The 22,874-nt window shown below is 71.6% G+C and carries 21 protein-coding genes and 1 tRNA gene; 12 read left to right on the top strand and 10 right to left on the bottom strand.

Annotated elements, in window-relative coordinates:
- Positions 1–5: 5 nt before the first annotated feature.
- The 5 genes from moaB to BLQ43_RS09260 all read right to left on the bottom strand — a co-directional run bounded on the left by moaB (position 6) and on the right by BLQ43_RS09260 (position 5,660).
- On the bottom strand, positions 6–563 hold the full coding sequence (moaB, locus tag BLQ43_RS09280) for a molybdenum cofactor biosynthesis protein B (protein WP_090020085.1): 558 nt from the start codon (positions 561–563) through the stop codon (positions 6–8).
- Positions 560–2,359 carry a lytic transglycosylase domain-containing protein gene (locus BLQ43_RS09275; protein ID WP_090020083.1) on the bottom strand — a complete coding sequence of 600 codons (1,800 nt, stop codon included), beginning with the start codon at positions 2,357–2,359 and terminating at the stop codon, positions 560–562. The genes moaB and BLQ43_RS09275 overlap by 4 nt, the downstream gene beginning before the upstream one ends.
- Positions 2,360–2,492: 133 nt before the next feature.
- Entirely contained in the window at positions 2,493–3,302 is an 810-nt protein-coding gene (locus BLQ43_RS09270) for an aminotransferase class IV (protein WP_090020080.1), read from the bottom strand.
- A complete protein-coding gene (gene pabB / locus BLQ43_RS09265; protein WP_090020078.1) occupies positions 3,271–4,725 on the bottom strand; it encodes an aminodeoxychorismate synthase component I in 1,455 nt (484 codons plus the stop codon). The genes BLQ43_RS09270 and pabB overlap by 32 nt, the downstream gene beginning before the upstream one ends.
- 68 nt (positions 4,726–4,793) lie before the next feature.
- Positions 4,794–5,660 (bottom strand): uracil-DNA glycosylase, encoded by an 867-nt coding sequence (locus BLQ43_RS09260; protein ID WP_090020076.1) that lies wholly within the window; start codon positions 5,658–5,660, stop codon positions 4,794–4,796.
- Between the two features lie 120 nt (positions 5,661–5,780).
- On the opposite strand from BLQ43_RS09260, the gene BLQ43_RS09255 reads away from it, so the two are divergent.
- The 3 genes from BLQ43_RS09255 (at position 5,781) to BLQ43_RS09245 (ending at position 8,584) form a co-directional block, all read left to right on the top strand.
- Complete coding sequence (locus tag BLQ43_RS09255; protein ID WP_143006229.1) at positions 5,781–7,571, top strand: tetratricopeptide repeat protein; 1,791 nt, start codon at positions 5,781–5,783, stop codon at positions 7,569–7,571.
- Positions 7,568–8,449 carry a 4-(cytidine 5'-diphospho)-2-C-methyl-D-erythritol kinase gene (locus BLQ43_RS09250; RefSeq protein WP_090020073.1) on the top strand — a complete coding sequence of 294 codons (882 nt, stop codon included), beginning with the start codon at positions 7,568–7,570 and terminating at the stop codon, positions 8,447–8,449. The genes BLQ43_RS09255 and BLQ43_RS09250 overlap by 4 nt, the downstream gene beginning before the upstream one ends.
- Positions 8,450–8,509: 60 nt before the next feature.
- Positions 8,510–8,584 (top strand) — tRNA-Gln (locus tag BLQ43_RS09245).
- Positions 8,585–8,660: 76 nt separating this feature from the next.
- On the opposite strand, the gene BLQ43_RS09240 is transcribed toward BLQ43_RS09245, so the two are convergent.
- Complete coding sequence (locus BLQ43_RS09240; RefSeq protein ID WP_090020071.1) at positions 8,661–9,182, bottom strand: helix-turn-helix domain-containing protein; 522 nt, start codon at positions 9,180–9,182, stop codon at positions 8,661–8,663.
- A 382-nt stretch (positions 9,183–9,564) separates the two neighbouring features.
- Here BLQ43_RS09240 and BLQ43_RS09235 point away from each other — a divergent pair, with 382 nt between their 5' ends.
- A complete protein-coding gene (locus BLQ43_RS09235) occupies positions 9,565–10,440 on the top strand; it encodes a LysR substrate-binding domain-containing protein (protein ID WP_176758611.1) in 876 nt (291 codons plus the stop codon).
- Positions 10,441–10,482: 42 nt separating this feature from the next.
- On the opposite strand, the gene BLQ43_RS14755 is transcribed toward BLQ43_RS09235, so the two are convergent.
- Both BLQ43_RS14755 and BLQ43_RS09225 read right to left on the bottom strand, forming a co-directional pair.
- On the bottom strand, positions 10,483–10,815 hold the full coding sequence (locus BLQ43_RS14755) for a YjiS-like domain-containing protein (RefSeq protein ID WP_090020067.1): 333 nt from the start codon (positions 10,813–10,815) through the stop codon (positions 10,483–10,485).
- 230 nt (positions 10,816–11,045) lie between these two features.
- On the bottom strand, positions 11,046–12,371 hold the full coding sequence (locus BLQ43_RS09225; RefSeq protein WP_090020065.1) for an NAD(P)/FAD-dependent oxidoreductase: 1,326 nt from the start codon (positions 12,369–12,371) through the stop codon (positions 11,046–11,048).
- Positions 12,372–12,590: 219 nt separating this feature from the next.
- Here BLQ43_RS09225 and BLQ43_RS09220 point away from each other — a divergent pair, with 219 nt between their 5' ends.
- The 8 genes from BLQ43_RS09220 (at position 12,591) to BLQ43_RS09185 (ending at position 20,717) form a co-directional block, all read left to right on the top strand.
- Positions 12,591–13,238, top strand: coding sequence for a helix-turn-helix domain-containing protein (locus tag BLQ43_RS09220; protein ID WP_090020063.1), 648 nt, complete (start codon positions 12,591–12,593; stop codon positions 13,236–13,238).
- 136 nt (positions 13,239–13,374) lie between these two features.
- The gene (locus BLQ43_RS09215) at positions 13,375–14,319 is read left to right on the top strand and encodes a class II glutamine amidotransferase domain-containing protein (protein WP_090020062.1); all 945 of its coding nucleotides are present in this window, start codon (positions 13,375–13,377) and stop codon (positions 14,317–14,319) included.
- Positions 14,316–15,017, top strand: a complete 702-nt coding sequence (locus tag BLQ43_RS09210) for a GltB/FmdC/FwdC-like GXGXG domain-containing protein (protein ID WP_090020060.1) — start codon at positions 14,316–14,318, stop codon at positions 15,015–15,017. The genes BLQ43_RS09215 and BLQ43_RS09210 overlap by 4 nt, the downstream gene beginning before the upstream one ends.
- Positions 15,018–15,044: 27 nt before the next feature.
- The gene (locus BLQ43_RS09205) at positions 15,045–16,370 is read left to right on the top strand and encodes an FMN-binding glutamate synthase family protein (protein ID WP_090020058.1); all 1,326 of its coding nucleotides are present in this window, start codon (positions 15,045–15,047) and stop codon (positions 16,368–16,370) included.
- A gap of 95 nt (positions 16,371–16,465) precedes the next feature.
- On the top strand, positions 16,466–17,800 hold the full coding sequence (gene glnT, locus BLQ43_RS09200; RefSeq protein ID WP_090020056.1) for a type III glutamate--ammonia ligase: 1,335 nt from the start codon (positions 16,466–16,468) through the stop codon (positions 17,798–17,800).
- 85 nt (positions 17,801–17,885) lie between these two features.
- Positions 17,886–19,421 carry a class I SAM-dependent methyltransferase gene (locus BLQ43_RS09195; RefSeq protein ID WP_176758610.1) on the top strand — a complete coding sequence of 512 codons (1,536 nt, stop codon included), beginning with the start codon at positions 17,886–17,888 and terminating at the stop codon, positions 19,419–19,421.
- Positions 19,422–19,488: 67 nt separating this feature from the next.
- Positions 19,489–19,707 (top strand): hypothetical protein, encoded by a 219-nt coding sequence (locus BLQ43_RS09190; RefSeq protein WP_090020052.1) that lies wholly within the window; start codon positions 19,489–19,491, stop codon positions 19,705–19,707.
- A gap of 20 nt (positions 19,708–19,727) precedes the next feature.
- Entirely contained in the window at positions 19,728–20,717 is a 990-nt protein-coding gene (locus tag BLQ43_RS09185) for a M23 family metallopeptidase (RefSeq protein ID WP_176758609.1), read from the top strand.
- Here the strand turns inward: BLQ43_RS09185 and BLQ43_RS09180 are convergent.
- Positions 20,704–21,450, bottom strand: coding sequence for a substrate-binding periplasmic protein (locus tag BLQ43_RS09180; RefSeq protein WP_143006228.1), 747 nt, complete (start codon positions 21,448–21,450; stop codon positions 20,704–20,706). The two genes, BLQ43_RS09185 and BLQ43_RS09180, sit on opposite strands and share 14 nt — an antisense overlap.
- Positions 21,451–21,545: 95 nt before the next feature.
- Positions 21,546–22,859, bottom strand: a complete 1,314-nt coding sequence (locus tag BLQ43_RS09175) for a pilus assembly protein TadG-related protein (RefSeq protein ID WP_143006227.1) — start codon at positions 22,857–22,859, stop codon at positions 21,546–21,548.
- Positions 22,860–22,874 lie beyond the last annotated feature (15 nt).

Here is a 22,874-nt window from a genome sequence, read left to right as displayed (position 1 = left end):
GGCGCTCAGTCCTGTCCGCCGCCGGGGATGTGCTCGCGCAGGCGCGGCATGAGTTCCACGAGGTTGCAGGGCTTGTGCCGCGCGTCGAGCTGGTGGCGCAGGATGTCCGTCCAGGCGTCCGTGCACGCGCCCTTGGAACCGGGCAGGGCGAAGAGGTAGGTGCCTTCCGCCACGCCGCCCACGGCGCGCGACTGCATCGTCGAGGTGCCGATCTTTTCGTAGGACAGCCAGCGGAACAGCTCGCCGAAGCCGTCGATCTCCTTGTCGAAGACGCGGCGGAAGGCTTCGGGCGTCACGTCGCGGCCCGTCAGCCCCGTGCCGCCGGTGGCGAGCACGCAGTCCACCTCGGGATTTTCGATGTGCTCGCGCAGCGCGGCCACGATGGCGTCGGCGTCGTCGCGCACGATGCGCTTGTCCGCCAGCTCGTGGCCGTCCGCCCGCAGCATCTCCGCCAGCTTCGCGCCCGAGGCGTCGGTCGCCTCGGTGCGGGAGTCGCTGACGGTCATGACGGCGATCTTGACCGGAAGGAAGGCGACCGAAAGGCCGTCCTGGGGGCCGCTCATTTGCGCGCGATCTCCTGCTCGTCGCCGCCGACGCCGTAGCGCGGCACCCGGCCCGCCGCGAGCATGCGCCGCGAGGGCGCCGCCTCGCCCAGGCGCCCGCGGTAGAACCATACGTTCCGCATCACTTCCTCAACGTAGCGCCGCGTCTCCGCGGAGGGAATGCTCTCGATGAAGAGCAGCGGATCGCCGCCGTGGTCAACCTCGTCGAGCCAGCGGCGCAGGTTGCCGGGCCCCGCGTTGTAGGCGGTGAGCAGGCGGATGAGGTTGCCGTCCACGCTCCCGCGGTCCAGCAGGTAGCGCAGGTACTGCTGGGCGATGTTGAGGCTCCAGGCAGGGCGGGAGAAGTTGTAGTCCGTGTAGCGCAGGTTGTTGCGCTCGGCGACGAAGCGGGCCGTCGCCGGCATGATCTGCATGAGCCCGCGCGCCCCCGCGCCCGAGCGCGCCACCGGCTCGTAGCCGGATTCTTTGCGCATCACGGCGTAGAGCAGCGCGCGGTCGATGCGGAAGCCCGTGTGCGGCCGCCACAGCGGGATCGGGTAGCGTGCCGCGTTGACCGCCGCCTGCCGCCAGCGCGCGGCCGGCATTTCGCTCATGTGCCGGGCCATGTCGTGGGCGAAAGCGCTCAACCCACCGCGCTCGGCCGCCAGCAGCAGCGTCGCGGCGCTGTCGCGCTCGTCCCAGCCGGGCATGCCCAGCAGCTCGCGCTTGGCCAACTCGCGCTTGCCCACCTGCATCAGTGCCAGCGCCCGCCGGCCGGCGGGATGTGTGCGCAGTTCGCGGAAGGCGCCTTCCGGCGGCTCGGGCGGGCGCATGCGGATGTCGGGTGTTGTGCCCAGGGCCGCGCGGGCGAGCTGGCCGTAGAAGGTGTCCGGATGGGCCGCGGCGCGGCGCAGCCAGCGCCCCATCTCCGCCGGTTCGCGCAGGCGGATGTGGGCGCGTGCCGCCCAGTAGGCCCCGGCCGCCTGCTTGCCCACCGGGGCGTCGTCGGCCGTTGCCACGGCGGCGAAGTGCTCCCCGGCTGGTTTCAGGTCGCCCTGGCGCCAGGCCGCCAGCCCGGCGATCCAGTGGGCGTAGGGCTCGCCCGTGCGCGCGGCGGCGTCGGTCGCGATCGCGCGCGCTTCACGGTCGTCGCCGTAGTAGTACCAGCCCGCGGCGACCTTGGCGCGGGCCCACCCCATCTCGTCGGCGCGCAGCGCGCCGCGCACGTTGTCGCGCTGGAGGTAGGCCTCGGTGATGGACAGGCGCGTGCGGTTGACGTTCGTGCGAACCCGCCACAGCACGTGCTGTGCGCGCTCGCGCCCATAGGCGCGCGGGCCGTCGAAGACGGTTTCGGGGTCGTGCGTGCCGCCCGGAAGCTCCGCGACAGAGGCGCGCGTGTAGGTGGGCCGGTGCACGGGGCCGGCGCCGCCGGGCCGGCGCTGCATCGCCAACTCGTACAGGCTGTGCGCCTGCGGGTGGTCGTGGTAGCGCTTCAGCCAGGCCCGAAGCTCGTTGAAGGGCGTGTAATAGGCGGTGGGATGCAGGTAACGCTGGGCGAGCGCATGGCCGACCAGGATGCGGTTGTCCAGCTCGGCAATCAGCGCGTCGGCCTTGTCCCATGCGCCGGGGCCGCCGAGGGCGAAGATGCGGCGGTAACGGCGCACGTCGGCCTTCGACAGCACCTTGGGCAGGTCGTCGGGCGCCGCCGCGGGCTTGGGCGGCTGCGGCGGGGGCGGCGGCATGTCCGCCGGCGCAGGCCCTGCCGACAGGATATATCCGCCGGCGACGGCCAGCAGGGCCGTCAGCGTCCGTTTCATCTCCGCCCCTCCCCCAATCGGCGCCAGCCCGCCCGTGCGGTGCAAGCCGAACACGCGGGGTTTCGCCCAAACGCTGTGGTCTGCGTACGATACAAGAGTATTCGTTATCAACCCGTCAAAGCTGTATGTTTGATCACACCGACGCGGTAAATCCCCGCAGCCGTCGCTGCCACGGACCGGGGACGCCCGCGCCGATGGGGTGGCCGTCCAATGCCACGACGGGGCGAACGCTCAGGCTGTTGCTGAGGATCACTTCGTCGGCCCGCAGGAGCTCGTCGAGCGTCAGGTGCACCTCGCGCACCGCTTCGGCATTCAGGATCGCCGCGCGCAGGACGCCGGGCAGCGCGCCGTCGGCGAGCGGCGGCGTGCACAGCTCGCCGTCGATCACGGCGAAGACGTTGGCGACCGTGGCCTCCACGATGTGGCCGGCGGTGTTGCGCAGCAGCGCCTCGCCCGCGCCGCGCTCGGCGGCCTCCTGGCGGGCCAGCACGTTGTCCAGGTAGCTCAGCGACTTCAGCCCGCTCGTGGGCGAATGCTCGTTGCGGCGGACGCGCGTGCTGATGACCGCCGATACCGGGTCGGCGGGCGGCAGGGCGTCGCTGGCCGTCACGAGCACCGTGGGCGGCCCGCCGCCCTGGGGCGCCAGCCCGCGCGCCGCCGCGCCGCGCGTCACCGTCAGGCGAATGACACCCGTTTCCAGCGCGTTGGCCGCGATCACGCGCTCCACGGCCGCGTGCAGCGCGTCCCGCGCGGGCACGGTCTCGAAGGCGAGCGTCGCCAGGCCCCGGTGCAGGCGGTCCAAGTGCGCGGCCAAGCGCAGCGCCCGGCCGGCGCGGACGGCGATGGTCTCGAACACGCCGTCTCCGAGGGTGAGGCCCCGGTCGCCGGGGTGGATGCACAGGTCGTCGGCTTCACGAAGCGTGCCGTTGAGATCCGCGTACATGCGTGTCCGGGTCCGTCTCCGCGTCCGTTTCCGTGTCCCCCGCGCCGGCGTCTTCGGCGGCCATGAAGGCGGCGGCCTTCACCTCGGTCTCGCGCCACTCGGCCTCGGGGTCGGAGTCCGCCACGACACCGCCGCCCACGCCGTAGCGCACCGCCGCCGGCTCCACCGTCATCGTGCGGATGAGGATGCTGGAATCCATCGCGCCGTCGAAGCCGAGCCAGCACAGCGAGCCGCAGTAGGGCCCGCGCCGCCGCCCCTCCAGCTCGCGGATGATCTCCATGGCGCGGATCTTGGGCGCGCCCGTGATCGAACCGCCGGGAAACCCCGCCGAGATCAGGTCCACCGGCGTCCGGCCCACGGCCAGCTCGCCGCGCACGACCGAGACGAGGTGGTGGACGGCGCGGAAACTCTCCAGCCCGCACAGCGTGGGCACGTGGACCGAGCCCACGCGGCATACCCGCGCCAGGTCGTTGCGCAGCAGGTCCACGATCATGAGGTTTTCCGCCCGGTCCTTGGCGGAGCCCGCGAGCTCGGCGGCCAGGCGCGCGTCTTCCGCCGGCTCGGCCGCGCGCGGGCGCGTGCCCTTGATGGGCCGGGTCTCCACGTGGCCCTCGGCGTCGGCTTGCAGGAAGCGCTCGGGCGAGAAGGAGCACACCGCGCGCCCGTCCGGCAGCGCCATGTAGGCGGAGAAGGGCGCAAGCGTGCGCCGGCGCATGCTGCGGTAGAGCGCGAAGGCGCGCAGGCCGCTCGGCCGCGGCGCCACCAGCTCGCGCGAGAGGTTCACCTGGAAGACGTCGCCGGCGTGGATGTACTGAATCGCGCGCGCCACCTTGTCGCGGTAGGCGGGCCCGGCGACGTCGCTTTCCCACGCCAATGGCGCCAGCGCGGCCGGGGCCGGCATCGCGCCCGGCTCGGTCAGATGCGGGCGCAGCGCCGCCAGCCGCCGCTCGGCGCGCGCCCGCCGCGCCGCCGGGTCGGTTTCCGGGTAGCCCGTGGCGATCAGCCACGCCCGCTGGTGGGTGTGGTCGAAGGCGGCGACGACGTCGTAGATGCCCAGCGCGGCCACGGGGTGATCGGCGCCGTGCGCGGCGGGGGCGGGCAGGGTTTCCAGGTGGCCGCCCAGCTCGTAGCCCAGCAGCCCCGCCGCGCCGCCCTGGAAGGGCGGCAGATCGGGCCGCGACGCCTGCCGGCCCCGGCGCAGCCGCGCGTCCAGCCACGCGAGCGGGCCGGCCTCCGTCCCGCCGTCGATGGGCACGGCGCACGTCTCCACGGGATCGAGGCAGAGGTAGGAATAGCGCGCCCGTTCGTCCGCCGGGTCGGCGCTGTCGAACAGCAGCGCGTACGGCGTCCCGCCCCACGCGGCCAGGAGGTCGAGCGGGTCGCGGTAGGGAATGGGCTCGGCGAGCGGCAGGTCGGGCGTCATGCGGGATCACCGGCGCGGCCACGGTGCGGGGAAATGTGCGGGGCGCGCGCCTACGGTCAAGCACCGCATCAGGCCGTGGGGTCCGAGCCGGCGTCCATGGCGACCTTGAGCGCCAGCAGATCGCGCCACGCCTGCCGCTTCTGCTTGGGCTGGCGCAGCAGGAAGGCCGGGTGCAGCGTCACCAGTGCCGGGATGGGCGCCGCGAGGTCCGGCGAGCTGTAGGGGAACCAGCGCCCGCGCAGCTTCAGCACGCCCTCGCTGCGCCCCAGCAGCGTCTTCGCCGACGGCCCACCCAGCAGCACGAGGTAGTCCGGTGCCTTGAGCGCGATGTGGCGCTCCACGAAGGGCAGGCAGGCCGCCTTTTCCGCCTGCGTCGGGGCGCGGTTGCCCGGCGGGCGCCAGAACAGGATGTTGGAGATGTAGGCGCTGTCGTCGCGCGACAGCCCGATGGCGGCCAGCATGCGGTCGAGCAGCTGCCCCGCGCGCCCGACGAAGGGCCGCCCCATGCGGTCCTCGTCCGCGCCCGGCGCCTCGCCGATGATCATCACGCGCGCGGCGCGCGCGCCGTCCGCGAAGACGGTGTTGGTGGCGGTCTGCTTGAGCGCGCAGCCCTCGAAGCTTCCCAGCGCGGATTCCAGTTCGTCCAGCGTTTGCGCCTGGGAGGCGAGGGCGCGCGCGCTGCCGGCCTCGACGTCCGCCGCGTCCCCGAGCAGCCCCGGCGCCGGCGCTGCGCCCGTGTCGGTTGATGTGGCCGGTGCGTCTTGACGCGTCGCCGTCGCACCCGATCTGTTGGCCGACTCGGAAGCGCGGCGCTGGCGGGACTCGCGGGCGCGGGCGTAGCGGTCGACCGGAGCCTCGGCCACGGCCTCGTCCGCCCCGGCCGCGACCAGCCAGTCCAGCATCGCCCTGATGGCTTCCGGGTCGTCCGCCGCCATGGAACCGGTACCGCCGCCGTGCTTGCTGCCAACGTTGTAGCGTGCGGCCAGCTGCGATTAAACTGCACCGGTCCGGGCGCGCGACCGCCCACCACCAGCCCCGGCGGGAGGTCCGCTGGCGTGACGTCACGCACGATGTTCAAACGGGTTCACCGCGCCGCGCTGGCCGCCGCGGCCGCGGGCACATTGCTTGTCGGGTGCGGGGGATCGGGCGATTCCCTGTCGGCCGGATCGGTGGTCGCCGACAGCAGCGGCGCCAGCCCCGGCGCGGATCTGGCCGCGTTCGGCGGCTCCAGCGCGTCGGCCTACGGCAGTTATCTGGCCGCCCTGCACGCGACCCGCCGGAATGCCCTGGAAGACGCCGCCGGCTTCATGGCGGACGCGCTGGACCGCGACGCCGACAGCGCGAAGCTGCGCCAGCGCGCCTTCCTGCTCCACGCCAGCGTGGGGGAGATGGACGCCGCCGCGCGCCTCGCCGAGCGCCTGCGGGAAGACGGCGGAGGCCAGGGCGTGGCCGCGCTGATGGACGTGGTCCGGTCGGTGCGCGGTGGGGACATGGCGACGGCGCAGGAGCGCGTGGACGCGCTGCCCTCGCACGGCCTCTCGGCATTGGTAAAGCCGTTGATCTCCGGCTGGCTGGCCGTCAAGCGCGGCGAGCTGGAAGCCGGGCTGGCCAAGCTGGACGAGCTGGACGGGATTCAGGGCCTGGGCGTGCTGCGCCACGTGCACGCGGCGCTGATGAAGGACGTTGCGGGGAACACCGAGGCCGCCCGCGCGGCCTACGAAAACGCCGGCCAAGCCGCCAGCAGCCTGACCGTGCGCCTGGCTTGGCTGGTGGGCAACTTCTACGCCCGCCAGGGCGAGCCCGAGCGCGCGCGCCAAGTTTACGAGAAGGTGCTGCAGCGCAACGCCGACAGCGCCATCGTGCAGCTCCTGCTGGAGCGCCTGGACGCGCGCGACAAAGCGCCGTCGGCGGAGGTGGCCACGGTGCGCCACGGCATCGCCGAGGCGCTGTTCAACGTCGCCGGGCTGCTCAGTCAGGAGCGCGCGACCGAGCTGGCGCTGGTCTACACCCAGTTCGCCCTGCACCTGCGCCCCGACTATGAGGCGGGCCGGGTGCTCCTGGGCGAGATCCTGCAAAGCCAGGGCCGGTCGCGCGCGGCGATCGAGACCTACCGGGCCGTCGCTCCCGATTCGCCCGTCGATTTCGTCGCCAAGCTGCGCGTGGCGGAGGAACTGGGCGCGCTCGGCAAGTTCGACGAAGCGGAGGCGCTGCTGCGCGAGGTCGCCGAGGCCAAACCCGACGCCTACGAGCCGCTCTACCGCCTGGGCAACGCGCTGCGCCAGCAGGAAGCCTTCGCGCAGGCCGCGGAGGTCTACGCCCGCGCGGTCGAGCGCGTCGGCGAGCCGCAGCGGCGGCACTGGACGCTCTACTACTTCCACGGCATCGCGCTGGAGCGCACGGACCGCTGGGCCGAGGCCGAGGAACGCTTTTCGACGGCGCTGGATCTGTATCCCGAACAGCCCTACGTGATGAACTACCTCGCCTACTCCTGGGTGGAGCAGAAGACGAACCTGGACCGGGCGCTGGAGATGCTGGACACCGCCGTCTCCAAGCGGCCCGAGGACGGCTACATCGTGGACAGCCTGGGGTGGGCGCACTACCGACTGGGCAACTTCGAGAAGGCCGTCAAGCATTTGGAGCGCGCGGTGGAGCTGCGCCCCGGCGACCCCACGATCAACGACCACCTGGGTGACGCGTACTGGCACGTCGGCCGCGAGCGCGAGGCGCGCTACCAGTGGCAGCGGGCGCTCGACCTGGGCCCGCGCGACACCGAGGCCGAGGAAATCCGCGGCAAGCTGGAAAACGGCCTGAACGCGGCCCAGGCAACGGCGAACACGAACGGATGAGCGATACCGCCGCCACGGCCATCTCCCGCCGCGCGCCGGCCAAGCTGAACCTCTCGCTGCACGTCACCGGCAAGCGCGCCGACGGCTATCACGAACTGGACGGGCTGATCGCGTTCGCGGACGTGAGCGATACGATCACCGCCGAGCCCGCGGAGACGCTGTCGCTGACAGTGGGCGGGCCGTTCGCCGAGGCGCTCGACGCAGGGGCGGAGTCGAACCTCGTGCTTCGGGCGGCACGGGCCCTGGCCGAGCACGCGGGCGTGAGTGCCGGCGCGGCGCTGCACCTGGACAAGCAGCTTCCTGTCGCCGCCGGGCTCGGCGGGGGCTCGGCGGACGCGGCGGCGACGCTGCGGGCGCTGATCGCGTTGTGGGGGGTTCGGATCGAATCGCGCGAGCTGCACGACCTCGCGCTGGCCCTGGGCGCGGACGTGCCCATGTGCCTCTTCGGCCGGCCGGCCTTCGTCAGCGGCATCGGCGATACGGTGACGCCGCTCGACGGGTTGCCGCCCGCGCCGGTCGTGCTGGTGAACCCGGGCGTGGCGGTGCCGACGCCGGCGGTGTTCAGGGCGCACAAGCGCGCCTTTTCCAGCGCGCCGCCGGTGTGGCGCATGCCGCCCAGCGGGGTGCGCGAACTGGCGGCGCGGCTGTCGGCCCAGCGCAACGACCTGACGACGGCGGCGGAAACCGTCGCGCCGGCGATCGGGGAAGTGCTGGACGCGCTGCGCTCGGCGCCCGGCTGCCACGTCGCGCGCATGTCGGGCAGCGGCGCCACCTGCTTCGGCATCTTCGCCAACACCGCCTCGGCGGAAACGGCCGCGCACACCCTGGCTGCCGCGCGCCCGGCCTGGTGGGTGCGCAGCGGCCGGTTGCAGGGCTGAAGCGCGCTGCACACATTGTCTCAAGCGGCCGATAGCCCTATGATCCGGCGCGATTCCGGTTGGGGCGTAGCCAAGCGGTAAGGCAACGGTTTTTGGTACCGTGACTCGCAGGTTCGAATCCTGCCGCCCCAACCACTCCCGCGTGTTTTCCCGGTTTTCCCGAAACGCCGTCGAGCCGTGTCGCTGCCGCGTGGTGGCTGCCGCGGGCGGATCAGGGGCTGGCGGCCAGGGCGGCGTCCGCGTCGGCGGGGGCATCCGCCGTGGGCGCGTGCGGTGTCGGCCCGTCCGTCAGCGCGTCGTACGCGGCCGTCGCATCGCCGTCGGGCGCCAGCAGGTGCGCTCCCGCGCCGGAGCCCGCCCGCTCCAGGTTTGCGACGCTCTTGATGAGCGCGAGCAGCGAGGCCCGAACCGTTTCATCCTGAATTGTGTTGAAGTGCTTGAGCAGGGCGACCGCCTGCTTCTGGCTGCGCAGAGGCGTGTCGTCCACAGCCCCCGCCGGCTCCTGGTCGAGGTCCCGCACAAGCTCGGTCACCGACAGATCCAGGGCCGCCGCGACGCTCACCAGGCGGTCGATGGGAATGCGGGTCTTGCCCATCTCGTACTTCTGCACCTGCTGGAAGGTGATGCCGCACATGCGCGCCAGCGCGGCCTGCGACATGCCGTTGGACACCCGCGTGTTGCGGATGCGGCGGCCCAGGTTTTCCAGAACGCTATTCCCGTATGTGCCACTCATGACTGCGGCGCCTCCTTGATGATTGCATCAGGGCAGGCGTGACACGCGGTGCGGATCAAGACTCCACTGCGATGCATCAATCTTTTTGGCCCAGTCACGGTTGTGTTTCACGACACGTGATCGTTGACTTGCTTCAAGATAATCACACTCGCGCGGCAACGGGGGCCCCATGACGTGCGGTCAGCTCCCGGCCGGTCGCGGCTCGGTTCACCCGGAACAATTGATCAATTGATGTGAGATCCCGGTCTCGTCGAGTTCGCCGATCGCGTGTGCTTGTCCAGGTCGAAATGGCTTTACGAGATGCACTTCATGGTCGATGCTGGCGCTGGCTTGTAGGCTATTTGCTGTGTCGGGGTTTTGGCGGCGGGGGCGCGCGTTTCGGATGGTGTATGACCTCGATCTGACACTGTTATCGGCCTTCGTGACGATCGTGGAAACGGGGAGCTTTGGCGGCGCGGCCGAGCGGCTGAACCGGGGGCAGTCCGCCGTCAGCATGCAGATGCGGCGGCTGGAAGAGCGCGTCGAAGCCCGTTTGCTCCAGCGCAACGCGCACACCGTGGCGCTCACCCCGGATGGCCAGCGCCTTTTCCCCTACGCCAAGCGCATCGTGGAGATGAGCGAAGAGGCGCGGGAAGTCATGAGCGGTCCCGCGCTCGCGGGTGAGCTGCGGATGGGCATCCCCGAGTTCACCAGCACCCGTATGCAAACGGTGCTGTCGCGCTTCGTGCGCGCGCATCCCGACGTGCATTTGAAGATCAACGTGGATGCAAGCTCGCGGTTGCGGCCGGCCGTTCACGCGGGCGATCTCGATCTGGCGCTGGCGATCCGCGACCCGGAAGACGATGCGGCGCGCGCTGTCCACAGCGAGCGGCTGTTGTGGGTCATCGGGCGCGAGCACACCCCCGGCATCGGCGAGGCCATGCCGCTGGCCCTGTTCGATCCGCCGTGCCCCTACCGCGAGATCGCGACGGGCGAGCTGGAGCGCTTCGGCTGGCGCTGGCGTGAGACCTTCACGAGCACCAGCGTGGCCACGGTGCGCAACGCCGTCGCGGCCGGCATGGGGCTGTCCGTCTTTCCGGAAAGCGCCGTGACTGACGACCTGCGGGTTCTGGGCGAAAGCGACGGCTTTCCGGCGCTGCCGCACACCCAGCTGGCGATCTACGAGAACCCCCGCCACCAGACCGAGACGACGCGCCAGCTGGCGGCCTACCTCGCCGACTGCGTGCGCGAGATCACGCGCGTCCCCGCCCGGCCCTGAGCGTTTCGGCCGGGCGGGAACGCGCGCCGCATCGGCGCATGCTCAGCGGCGGACCCGCGGGGCGGGGTCCTGGGCCACGGCGGCCGAGGCCGCCGCGGGGATCGCGGCGCGGCTCTCGATGCCGAGGTCCCGGAGCGTTTCATCGTCCAGGGCCGCCAGCGCGGCCGCCGTCTCGCGCCGCCGGCGCGCCTGGACCAGGCGCGTGCGCAGCGCGGCGAGCTTCGCCTGCACGGCCGTCATCACCCGCTCGACGCCGTCGCGCACGGCCGGCGCCGGGCGCGCGTTGGCCGGTGCCTGGCCGGCGGTGGCCTGTGCCCCCGCGTTCGGGCCGTAGAGCTGGCGGTGCATTGCATCCAGGGTGTTGCCGTTGACCATCGCGGGGACCTCCAATCGTGCGAAGGAGTGCTTGCCCTCCCGAAATGGCCAATTCGGTCACGCGGACAAACGCGATCGGCGAATAGCCAAAATGCAGCCAGTGCATGCGACATTTTGTCTGGGTTGCGATCGTGCATCCCGACCGAGATCACTTGAAACGAGACCAGTTTCATTGGGTAAAATTGGTATAAACAACGATCCGCAAGCCGGCGCGATCGTGCCACACCCGGTCAAATGCCGGATTCCGGCACCAGCCGCGTGCCGTCGAAGAAGCGTTCGATTCGGTAGGGCGACGGGTCCACGACCGGGTCGCCGGCGGTGACAAGATCCGCCGCGAGCCGTCCGGCCCCGGGGCCGAGGCCGAAGCCGTGCCCGCTGAAGCCGGTCGCGAGGTGCAGGCCCGGCAGGCCCGGCACGGGACCGATCGCGGGCACCGCGTCCGGTGTTGCGTCGATCGCCCCCGCCCACGCTTCGGCCGCCTCGATGCCCGCGAGCGCCGGCAGCCGCCGCGCCAGCCGCGCCCGGGCGTCGCGCAGGCCGCGCCAATCCGGGGCCGGGTCCAGCACCCGCGTGGCCTCGAAGGGCGAGGGCCGGTCGAAATCCCAGCGCCGGGGCGTGCGCACGGCGTCCAGAAAGGCGCGGCCGACGCGAAGCTTCAGGCGCGGGCGTTCCATGCGAAAGCCCGGCCAGAAGCTGCGCAGCCACATGAAGGTCGCGGGCGTGATCTCGGCGATGTTGCTTGCGCTGACGCCGACGGTATGGCCGCCGTCGCCGCGCCGGCGCAGGCTCACGCCGGGCAGGCCCACCGCCCCGGCGCGGCTCACGTCCAGTGCCGCGGGCGTGCGGAACGCTGTGGCGCGGACGGTCAACTGGGGCAGGGCGACGCCGTGCCGCTGGCACAGCAGACGCGACCACGCACCGCCCGCGCAGACCACGGCGTCCGCCGCCACGCGGCCGTGCTCGGTCACGACGCCACGCACCGCCCCGGCCGCCACGTCGAGCCCGCGCACCGCGCAGCCCTCGCGGACGTGCGCGCCGTGCCGGGCCGCCGCGTCGGCGATCGCGGGCGCCGCCCGGGCGGGTTCCGCCACGCCGTCGTCCGGGGTGTGAAGCCCGCCGACCACCCGGCCCTGGAGCCCGGGCACCAGCTCGCGAGCCTGCTCGGCCGAGAGCAGCTGGCCGCGGATCCCGTGCCGCGCGGCCAGGTCGGCCGCCGCTTCCAGGCCCGCGAGCTGCTCGCGCGACTCCGCAACCTTCACGATGCCCGCGCGCCGGAAGCCCGTGTCGGCGCCGTGCGTGCCCGTCAGCGCGTCCCACTGGCGCAGGCTTTCCTGGATCAGGGGAAGTTCCCGGTGGTCGCGGCCCTGCTGGCGGCACCAGCCCCAATTGCGGCTGGACTGCTCGGCGCCGACGCGGCCCTTCTCCAGGAGCGCCACGCTGTGCCCCCGCCGCGCCAGTTCGAACGCAAGACTGGCGCCAGCGATGCCGCCCCCGATGACGGCGACGCCGACGGATGCGGGCAGCGCCGCGGTCGGTTGGGACCGTGGGGCGCTCATGCCCCGGTCTCGCGGGGGTGGCCGGGGACGGGTGATGCCGAGGGTGTCATGCGCGCTGAAGGGCAGCACGCGGCGCAGACGACGTCAAATCGCCCCGGGTCGGCGGCAATATCCGTGGCGGGACCCGCGGCCGCACAACCGCCGCGCCCCGAATGGCTGGCGAGCGGTCGCGGCCGTGTGCGAAGATGCCGGGCCCGCAAACCGGGATCGGGGACACAGATGCCTGAGGATCACGGCCACGGCCCGCCCGCGCCGGCTGCACCGGGCACCGCGGCGGACGCCGAGAAGCCGGAGCGTGACAGCCAGTTGGAAGCCGCGATCGGGCGGCAGGTGCGCCAGTACCGCAAGCAGCTCGACCTCAAGGTCAGCGATCTCTCGCGGATGTCCGGCGTCTCCTCGGCCATGCTGTCGAAGATCGAGAACGGCACCACCTCGCCGTCCCTGGCGACGCTCCAGGCCGTGGCCCAGGCCCTGAACGTCCCCGTCACCTCGCTGTTCCGCAAGTACGACATCCAGCGCGACGCCGTGCACGTGCGCGCCGGCAACGGGCTCGTCATCGAGCGCGGCGGCACGCGCGCCGGCCACGAGTATCGTCTGTTGGGGCACGCGCTGGACAAGCGCGTGAACGTGGAGCCCTACCTCGTGACGCTCACGGAAGGCTCCGAGGTGTTTCCGCTGTTTCAGCACGAGGGGATCGAGTTCATCTATATCCTCGAAGGCGAGATGATCTACCGCTACGGCGGCTCGACTTATCATCTGCGCGAGGGCGATTCCCTCTTCTTCGATTCCGACGTGACGCACGGGCCCGAAGACCTGATCCGCCTGCCCATCCGCCTGCTCTCGGTCCAGGCGCGCCAGGCGGAGTGAGCTCGTCTGCGCACTTCCCGCATACATACGGATCGCTTCACCCCTCGGTCCTCGAGATGGGGGCGGTGTGCGCTGTTGTGCCCCGGCGTCGCATTCATTATAATCACATCAGTTTCATGAGAGTGGAGAGCGCCGGATGTGCGGGATCGTCGGCCTGTTCGCCAAAAGCCGGGAGATCGAAGACCGCCTCGGCGAGCACCTGACGAAGATGCTGATCGAGATGGAGGACCGCGGCCCGGACAGCGCCGGGGTCGCCTTTTACCGCGATCCCGTCGGCGAGGGCTGGGTGAAGCTCTCCGTCACCGCTCTCGGCGACACGCGCCCCTGGGCGGACGTGAGCGCCGGCCTCCACACCGCGTTCCCCGAGGTGAGCTGCACCGAGCGCGGCAGCCACGCGGTGCTGAAGGTGAAGGGCGATTTCGAGGCCGTGCGCGCCTGGCTCGCCCATCACCATCCCGAGGTGCGCATCGTCAGCGCCGGCGACGCCATCGAGATCTTCAAGGAAAAGGGCCTGCCGCGCGACGTGGCGGATGCCTTCGCGCTGCGGGAGATCACGGGCACACACGCCCTGGGCCACACGCGCATGGCGACGGAGAGCGCCGTGACCACGGCGCATTCGCACCCCTTCTCCACGGGCATGGACCTCTGCCTGGTCCACAACGGCTCGCTGTCCAACCACAACCGGCTGCGCGAGCGCCTGCGCCGCCTGGGCATCACCTTCCAGACCGACAACGACAGCGAGGTGGCGGCCGGGTTTCTGACCGAGCGCATGCGCGCGGGCGCGAGCCTCCGCGAGGCGCTGGACGCCGCCCTCCGGGCGCTGGACGGCTTCTACACCTTCGCCATCGGCACGCACGACGGCTTCGCCGTGGTCCGCGATCCCATCGCCTGCAAGCACGCCGTGCTCGCGGAAACCGACGACTGGGTGGCCATGGCGACCGAGTTCCGCGCCATCGCGGCGCTGCCGGGCGCGGAGACGGCGCGTGTCTGGGAGCCCGACCCCGGCCGCGTGTACATCTGGCACCGCGACGGCGAGGGGCGCGTGGTCGGCGGCGCGGTGCAGGCGGAGGTGCCGGCATGAGCGACGTCCTGGCCGAGCCCGTCTGCGATCTCGACGCCACCAGCGTGCGCGAGCTGAACGCCCGCCTGCACGCCGTCCGCGAGGGCGACAACGCAACCGGAATCGTGGTGCGCAATCCCCGTGGCAAGCACGCCATCGCCGCCGGCCTGGACGCGCCCGTCGAGGTTACGGTGGACGGCCATGTCGGCTTCTACTGCGCCGGCATGAACAAGCGCGCCACGGTCACGATCAACGGCCACGCCGGCCCGGGCGTGGCGGAGAACATGATGTCCGGGCGGGTGCACGTGCGCGGCAACGCCTCGCAGTCCGCGGGCGCCACGGGCCACGGCGGGCTGCTGGTGATCGAGGGCGACGCCTCCTCGCGCTGCGGCATCTCGATGAAGGGGATCGACATCGTGGTCGGCGGCTCGGTCGGACACATGAGCGCCTTCATGGCGCAGAAGGGCCGGCTGGTGATCTGCGGCGACGCCGGCCCGGACCTTGGCGATTCCATCTACGAGGCGCGCATCTACCTGCGCGGCGCCGCCGAGGGCCTGGGCGCCGACTGCGTGGAAAAGCACATGCGCGCGGAGCACCGCGCCGAGCTCAGCGAGCTGCTCACGGCGGCGGGCCTGGCGGCCGATCCGGGCGAGTTCCGCCGCTACGGCTCCGCCCGCAAGCTCTACAACTTCACGATCGACACCGCCGACGCGCTGTAACCCGGCGCGCGGCACGGGAGGGTCCGCATGTCCGTCGACGAGCGCGCGCAACGCCCCGCCGGCCTGTTCCCGCCGGAAACCATCCGGGAGATCCAGCGTGCCGCCGACCAGGGCGTGTACGAGATCCGCGGGCTGGGCTCGAAGCGCCGCCTGCCCCACTTCGACGACCTGCTCATGCTGGGCGCGTCGATCTCGCGCTACCCGCTGGAGGGCTACCGCGAGGCCTGCCACACCGACGTGGTCATCGGCGGGCGCTGCGCGCGCAAGCCCCTCCACCTGGACATCCCCATCACCATCGCGGGCATGAGCTACGGCTCGCTGGGCACGCACGCCAAGCGCGCCTTCGGCTGGGCAGCCAGCCGCATGGGCACCAGCACCACCACGGGGGACGGCGGCATGACCGACGAGGAGCGCGCGGCCAGCGACCTCCTCGTGTATCAGGTGCTGCCCTCGCGCTACGGCATGAACCCGGACGACCTGCGCCGCGCCGACGCGATCGAGGTGGTCGTCGGCCAGGGCGCCAAGCCGGGCGGCGGCGGCATGCTGCTGGGCCAGAAGGTCAACGAGACCGTGGCGGCGATGCGCGACCTGCCGCCCGGCGTGGACCAGCGCAGCGCCTCCCGCCATCCCGACTGGACGGGCCCGGACGACCTGGAGATCAAGATCCAGGAACTGCGCGAGATCACGGACTGGGAAAAGCCCATCTACGTCAAGGTGGGCGCGACGCGCACGCGGTTCGACACCGCGCTGGCGGTGAAGGCGGGCGCGGACGCCGTGGTGCTGGACGGCATGCAGGGCGGCACCGCGGCCACCCAGGACGTCTTCATCGAACACGTCGGCATCCCCACGCTCCCGGCCGTGCGCCAGGCCGTGGAGGCGCTGCAGGAGATGGGCATGCACCGCACGGTGCAGCTCATCGTCTCCGGCGGCATCCGCTCCGGCGCGGACGCGGCCAAGGCGCTGGCGCTGGGGGCGGACGCGGTGTCCATCGGCACGGCGGCGATGATGGCGATCGGCTGCAACAAGCCGGTGTACCGCGAGGACTACCACGCGCTCGGCGTCGAGCCGGGGTATTGCCACCACTGCCACACGGGGCGCTGCCCGGTCGGCATCACCACGCAGGACCCCGAGCTGGAATCGCGCCTGCCGCCCGAAAAGGGCGCGCGCCTGTTGCAGAACTACCTGAAAACCATGGTGTACGAGCTGCAGACGCTCGCGCGCGCCTGCGGCAAGAGCCACGTGCTCAACCTCGAGCCCGAGGACATGGTGGCCGCCACGACGGAGGCGGCGGCGATGGCGAAGGTGCCGCTCGCCGGCACCGACTGGGTCCCCGGCCAGGGCGGCGGGCCATGAGCGGTCCGCCATAAGCGGATCGCCATCCCCATGCACCCGGTGGACCCGGCGGAAACCGGCCGTCCGGCGGACGGCCACAACGACCAGGGGGTTTCATGCCGGAGGACGTCACGAGGACCGCCGAGCAGCCCGACCTCGCGCAAATCGCGAAGGACCGGGGCATCGAGTACTTTCTCATCAGCTTCGTGGACATGGGCGGCACGCTGCGGGCCAAGATGGTCCCCGCCGCCGCCATCGGGGACATGCAGGCGGACGGCGCGGGGTTCGCCGGCTTCGCCGCGATCATGGACCTCACGCCCGCGCACCCGGACATGTTCGCGCTGCCCGACCCGAACAGCCTGATTCAGCTTCCCTGGAAGCCCGAGGTGGGCTGGCTGGCCGCCGATCTGTGGATGCACGGCGCGCCCATCGAAAGCTCGCCGCGCGTGGCGCTGAAACGCCTGATCCAGCGCGCGAACGACAAGGGCTACCGGCCGATGGCCGGCATCGAGTGCGAGTATCACTTGATCAAGCGCGACCGTCACGCGCTCGCCGACGATCACGATACCGCCAACAAGCCCTGTTACGACCAGTCCGCGCTCATGCGGCAGTACGACATCATCAAGGAAATCTGCGACGGCATGCTGGCGCTGGGCTGGGAGCCGTACCAGAACGACCACGAGGACGCGAACGGCCAGTTCGAGATGAACTGGGCCTACGCGGACATGCTGACCACGGCCGACCGCCACGCCTTCTTCAAGTACATGGTCAAATCCATCGCGGAGAAGCACGGCTACCGCGCCACCTTCATGCCCAAGCCCTTCGAGCACCTCACGGGCAACGGCTGCCACGCCCACGTCTCGCTTCAGGACGTCGCCACCGGGCGCAACGTCTTCGTCGACGAGAACGATCCGCTGGGCATGTCGCCGCTGGCTTACAGCTTCCTGGGCGGGGTGACGACCAGTGCCGAGGCGCTGTGCGCGCTCTTCAACCCGACGGTGAACAGCTACAAGCGCATCAACGCCAGCAGCACCAGCTCCGGGGCGACTTGGGCCCCCAACGCCGTGACCTACGCGGGCAACAACCGCACGCACATGATCCGCATTCCCGATCCGGGGCGCTTCGAGCTGCGCCTGATGGACGGCGCCGCCAATCCCTACCTGATGCAGGCCGGCATCATGGCCGCGGGGCTGGACGGCATGGAGCAGGGGCGCGAGCCGGGCAAGCCGCTGGACGTCAACATGTACGCGGAAGGCCGCACGCTGAAGCGCGTGCGCCGGCTGCCGCTGAACCTGCTGGACGCCATCCGCCACACCCAGAAGAGCAAGGTGCTGCGCGCCCAGCTGGGCGACGAGCTGATCGATTCCTTCTGCAAGCTCAAGCACGACGAGTGGCAGCGCTTCACCCAGACGCTGACGCAGTGGGAGATCGACACCACGCTGGACTGCTGACGCCGCCGTCACGCCGTGCCGCTTGCCGGTCGCGCCCCCCTTTGGCATGACGACGCGACCGCATCATGCCCTGGGGGAGACCGGGATGACGGACTGGGGTGACGGCTACGTCGCGGACATCGCCTATACGCCCGGGTTTTACCGCGAGCTTTCGCCGGTGTGGCTGCACCACGCCGCCGAGTTGGTGCACACGGCCGCGCCGTCGCCCGACGCGCCGCTCGCCTACTGCGACCTGGGCTGCGGGCAGGGCTTCGGCACGCTGGTGCTCGCCGCCCAGTTTCCCGACAGCGCCTTTCACGGCATCGACTTCAACCCCGGCCAGATCGCCAACGCGCGCGACCTGGCGCAGCAGGGCGGGGTCGCCAACGCTCACTTTCACGAGCTGAGCTTCCAGCAGGCCGCGGATGCCGATGCCGGCGCGCTGCCCGTGTTCGACGTGGTGGGCATCCACGGCATCTACAGCTGGATCAGCGCGGCCAACCGCGAGGCCATCGTCCGCTTCCTCGACCGCTGGCTGAAGCCGGGCGGGCTCGTCTACATCAGCTACAACTGCATGCCGGGCTGGGCGGCCATGGCGCCGCTTCAGCGCCTGCTCGCCGAGCACGCCGAGCGTCACCCAGACCGCAGCGACGCCCAGATCAAGGGCGCCATGGCGCACGTGCAGGCGCTGCGCGGGGACAACCTTGGCTTCTTCACGGCCAATCCGCTGGCGGGCAAGCGCCTGGACGCCCTGGCGGACAAGGACCGCCGCTATCTGGCCCACGAATTCCTGAACGCGCACTGGCATCCGCTCTACCACACGGACGTGCGCGCGGAGCTGGCGGCGGCGAAACTCGAATACGCGGGCTCGGCGTCGCTGCTGGAGAACTTCGACACCCTGGCGCTGCCGGAAGCCGCGCGCCGCCACAAGGCGGCGGCGCCCGACAATGCCATGGCGGAGCTGGTGAAGGACTACGCGCTCAACCAGCAATTCCGGCGCGATCTGTTTGTGAAGGGGCGGCGCGCGCTGACCGCCGTCGAGGAGTCGGAGGGCGTGCGCGAGCGCCGCTTCACGCTGATCAAGCGGCGCGAGGACGTCACCTTCACCTTCCAGACGCCGCAGGGCGAGGCCACGGGCGACGAGGCCCTCTACAAGGCCGTGTGCGACGCGCTCAGCGCCGGCGTGACGCGCGTGCAGGACATCCTGGAGCGCACGGGCCTCGACCTCGCCCGCGCCAACCAGGCGCTCGCGGTGCTGTGCGCCAGCGGGCAGGCCCACAGCCTGCGTGCGGCGGTGTCGGACGATGCCCGCGCCGCCGCCAAGCGCTTCAACGCGGCCGTGGCGCACCGGGCCATGCTGGGGGATGCCTACGCCTACCTGGCCGCGCCGGCCATCGGCACGGCGCTGTCGACGGGGACGGTGGAGATGGCCTGCTACGACGTCCTGGCGGCGCAGGACGTGCGCGACGCGGAAACGCTGGGGGCGGCGGTGTGGCAACGTCTGCGCCAGCGCGGTACGCGGCTCAAACGCGACGGTGAGGTGTTGCGGACGGAGCGGGACAACCAGCGCGAGGCCGTGGCGCAGGCCGGGCAGGTGCTGGAGGCCAAGGTGCCGCTGTGGAGGCATCTGGGCGTGCTGTAACCCCGTTGGCCCCGGTGCGCCGCGCCGCTACGCTTCAAACCGGCAATCCCGACGGAAAGGGCGTCGCATGCTGTTCGTGGAAGGCATCCGCAACGTGAACCTCTCCAACGGGGTGGTGCGCTTCAACACCGTGGCCACCGGCCCCAGCGGCGAGGAGATCGAGACCGGCCACATCGCCGTGCCGGCGAGCGTCTACCTGCAACTCCTGGAACAGCTCAACGAGGCGGGTGAGCAGTTGCAGGAAGCGCAGAGCCACTTCCACGACGACTCCGACGCGACGCACTGATCATGCGGTGCGGATCGCGCATGATCGCCGCGGCGGCGGTGTTTTTCCCCATTGTCGGCGCGAGCGGAGCGTCCGCCGAACCGCCCGCGTTGCGCGTACCGGTGGACTGCGCGCTCGGCGGCACGTGCAGCATCCAGCATTACGTCGACACGAAGGCCGGCGACGGCGCGCGCGATTACCGCTGCGGCCGTCAGAGCTACGACGGGCACGAGGGGACGGACATCCGTGTGCCCACCGTGGCCGAAATGCACGACGGCGTGCCCGTGCTCGCCGCAGCGCCGGGCCGGGTAAAGGCGCTGCGCGACGGCATGCCGGACGCCTTCAAGGACCAGCTCGCCGAGGGTGTGCTCACCAATCACGAGGCCGGCAACGGCGTGGTCGTGGCCCACGGCGACGGCTGGGTCACGCAGTACAGCCATCTGCGCCTGGGCAGCATCGCGGTGGCGCCGGGCGACACCGTCCGCGCGGGGGAGCAGCTGGGCACGATCGGGCTGTCCGGCAACACCGAGTTCCCGCACCTGGAGTTCGAGGTCCGCCACAACGGCGCCGTCGTCGACCCCTTTACGGGCGCGCGGAAGGGAGCGGGCTGCAAGGCCGGCGGCGCGGGGCTGTGGACGGCGCGGGCGCGCGAGCGGCTGGCCTATGAGCCCGGCGGGCTGCTCGCGGCGGGGTTCGCCCGCCGCAAGGTCAGCGCGCGCGACGTCGTGGCCGGGCGCGTGAAGGCGGTTCGGGTGGCGCCGGGCGCCAAGGCGGTGGTGTTCTACGCGCTCACGCGCGGCCTCCGGGCGGGCGATCGCGAGCGCATCGTGCTGCGCGGCCCGGACGGCACCGTCCTCGCCAAGGACACCAACGCGCTTTCCGACGCCAGCGCCCAGCGCATCCGCTACATCGGCACGCGCACGCCCGACGGGCCGGCGCGTGCCTACACCGCGCGCTACACCGTCACGCGCGGGAACGGCGACGAACGCCAGCCCGTCGTGGACGTGCGCCGCGAGCTCAGCGTTCGCTGAGTTGCCGCATCGCGCCGTAGCGGCCGAGGATGCGGGCGTAGGTGCCGTTCGCCTTGATGCGGCGCAGGCCCCGCGTCAGCGCGCGGGCCAGCCGCTCGGCCTCGGGGTTTTTCTCACTGAGCGCCACGTGCAGGTCCGGTGTCATCAGCGCGGGATGCAGCATCCGGTAGGCCGAAGGCTCCGCGCCCATGCGAGCGGCGTGGTGGCGGAAGACGCTCTCGACCATCGCGACCAGCTCGACCCGATCGCGCAGCAGGGCGTCCACCGCCGCTTCCGGGTTGGGATACCGCACCTTGTCGAGCTGGGCAGCCGTTTTGAACGGCTTGGGGTAGCCCCAGCCTTCCAGCACACCGATGCGGTGGCCGCGCAGCCTGGCCAGGGTTTCGTAGCGCCGCAGCTCGAAGGTCTCGTGGGCCATCAAGCCGACGCGCATGCTGTAATACGGTTGCGTGTAAGCGTAGTGCCGGTCGCGCGCCTCGGTGTACCAGGCCGCCAGCAGGCCATCGTAGGAGCCCGCGCGCGCCATGGCCTTGGCGCGCTTCCACGGCATGAAGGTGACCTCGGCGGTATGGCCCGCGGCCTTCGCCGCAGCCTTGATGATGGCGGGGCTGGGACCGCCCTCGGGCATCGACGGCCCCTGGACCGGGGGCCAGGGGTTGGTGACCAGCCGGATCGTGGCCCCATGCGCCGGCGCCGCCGCCAGGGCCGCGGCCATCAGGATCGCACTCGCCACGCGGAAAAACACCACTCCCCCGGTCAACCGTTAGCAGGGCAAGCAAAGATACGCCGGGGGATGCTGACCTGCAACAAACAGGTGTGTGATCCGGGTTAACGGACGAGCCGCGAGCCGCCGAAGCCGACCGAGGCCGTGCCGATGTCCTGACACTCCTGCGGGAAGTCGGCGCCGGCGTTGCCCAGGAAGCTCACGCGCTCCGCGACCACCTGGAGGCAGTCGCGGCTGTCGGGGGTGCCGCGGAAACTGAGCGTGGTGTCGGGGAAGTAGAAGGCGCCATCCACGGTCATGTTGGCCGTCCCGGCGATCTGGCTGCCACCGCCCTCGTCGCCGCGGCGCATCATGGCGATGCCGCGGGTCGGGCCGCTGTCGGGCGCGGTCAGCTCGATGTCGGGCGAGCCGGAGATGTTGATGTCCGGGTCGCGCGAGACGATCGTGACCCCATCCCCGGTTACGCTGGCGGCGCCGCTGACCGAAAGGTTGCCTTCGAGGACGTAGACCCCCGGTTCCAGCTCGACCTCGCCAGCCCCGGAGATGGACAGCCCGTCCGGATAGACGCCCGGCTGCAGCGTGGTATCGCCCGGCGGCCCGCCGCCGACATCCGCGCTGGCCGTCGGGCTCACGTCTTCGGGAAGGTCGCTGAAGTCGCGGCGCGCGTAGGGGTCGGGCAGCGGCGCCCCGGCGTTGACGATGGGCTGCTGCTCGCTCTCCACGACGCCGTGCCGGTCGTCCTTGCCGCCGGCGAGATAGAGGGATTGCAGGCTCGCGTCCGCCGCGGCGCCGTCGACGTCCAGGGCGTTGGCGGAAGTCGAGTTCGCCGCGAAGCCGCACGACGGCGCGTTGATGTCGATCGAGCCCGTCATGCGGATGCCGGCGCCGCTGTCCGCAAGCGAGAGCACGCACGCCGAGCCGTCCGACAGCTGCGCGGCAACGGCCGTGGCCGTGATGTCGCTGCGCGCGACGCCCAGGATGGGCGCGAGCGCCAGGTCCAGCGGATTGCCGTTGGCGCGCGAGCGCCGCGTCGTCACCCGGACCGCGTTGGCGTTGCGGACGGCGGCGTTGCTGAAGCTCGGCGAGTTGCCGTCCTCACTGGCCCACTGGCCGATCACGATGTCGTCGGCCTGCAGGATCTGGCCGTGGTCGGCCGGGTCCATGTTGGCGCGCGCGTAGTCCAGCGCCACCGCCTCCACCTTCTGCGGGTTGGCGATGCGCGAGACCGAGGCGCGCGCCGCCGCGTCCGCCGCCGCCTGCAGCCGGGCGCGAACGACGCTGATGTGGGCGATGTCCACACCCACCGCGCCGGCGCCCAGAAGCACCGGCAGCGACACGGCCACCAAGGGCAGCACGGCGCCGCGCTCGCTCCGCGTCAGCCGGCGCAGCGTGGGGAACCACCGGGTCAGCCTGGCCATGCCTTCCTCCCGCGC

This window comes from Limimonas halophila (assembly GCF_900100655.1).
Classification (GTDB): domain Bacteria; phylum Pseudomonadota; class Alphaproteobacteria; order Kiloniellales; family Rhodovibrionaceae; genus Limimonas; species Limimonas halophila.
This window is presented reverse-complemented; position numbering and strand designations above follow the sequence as displayed.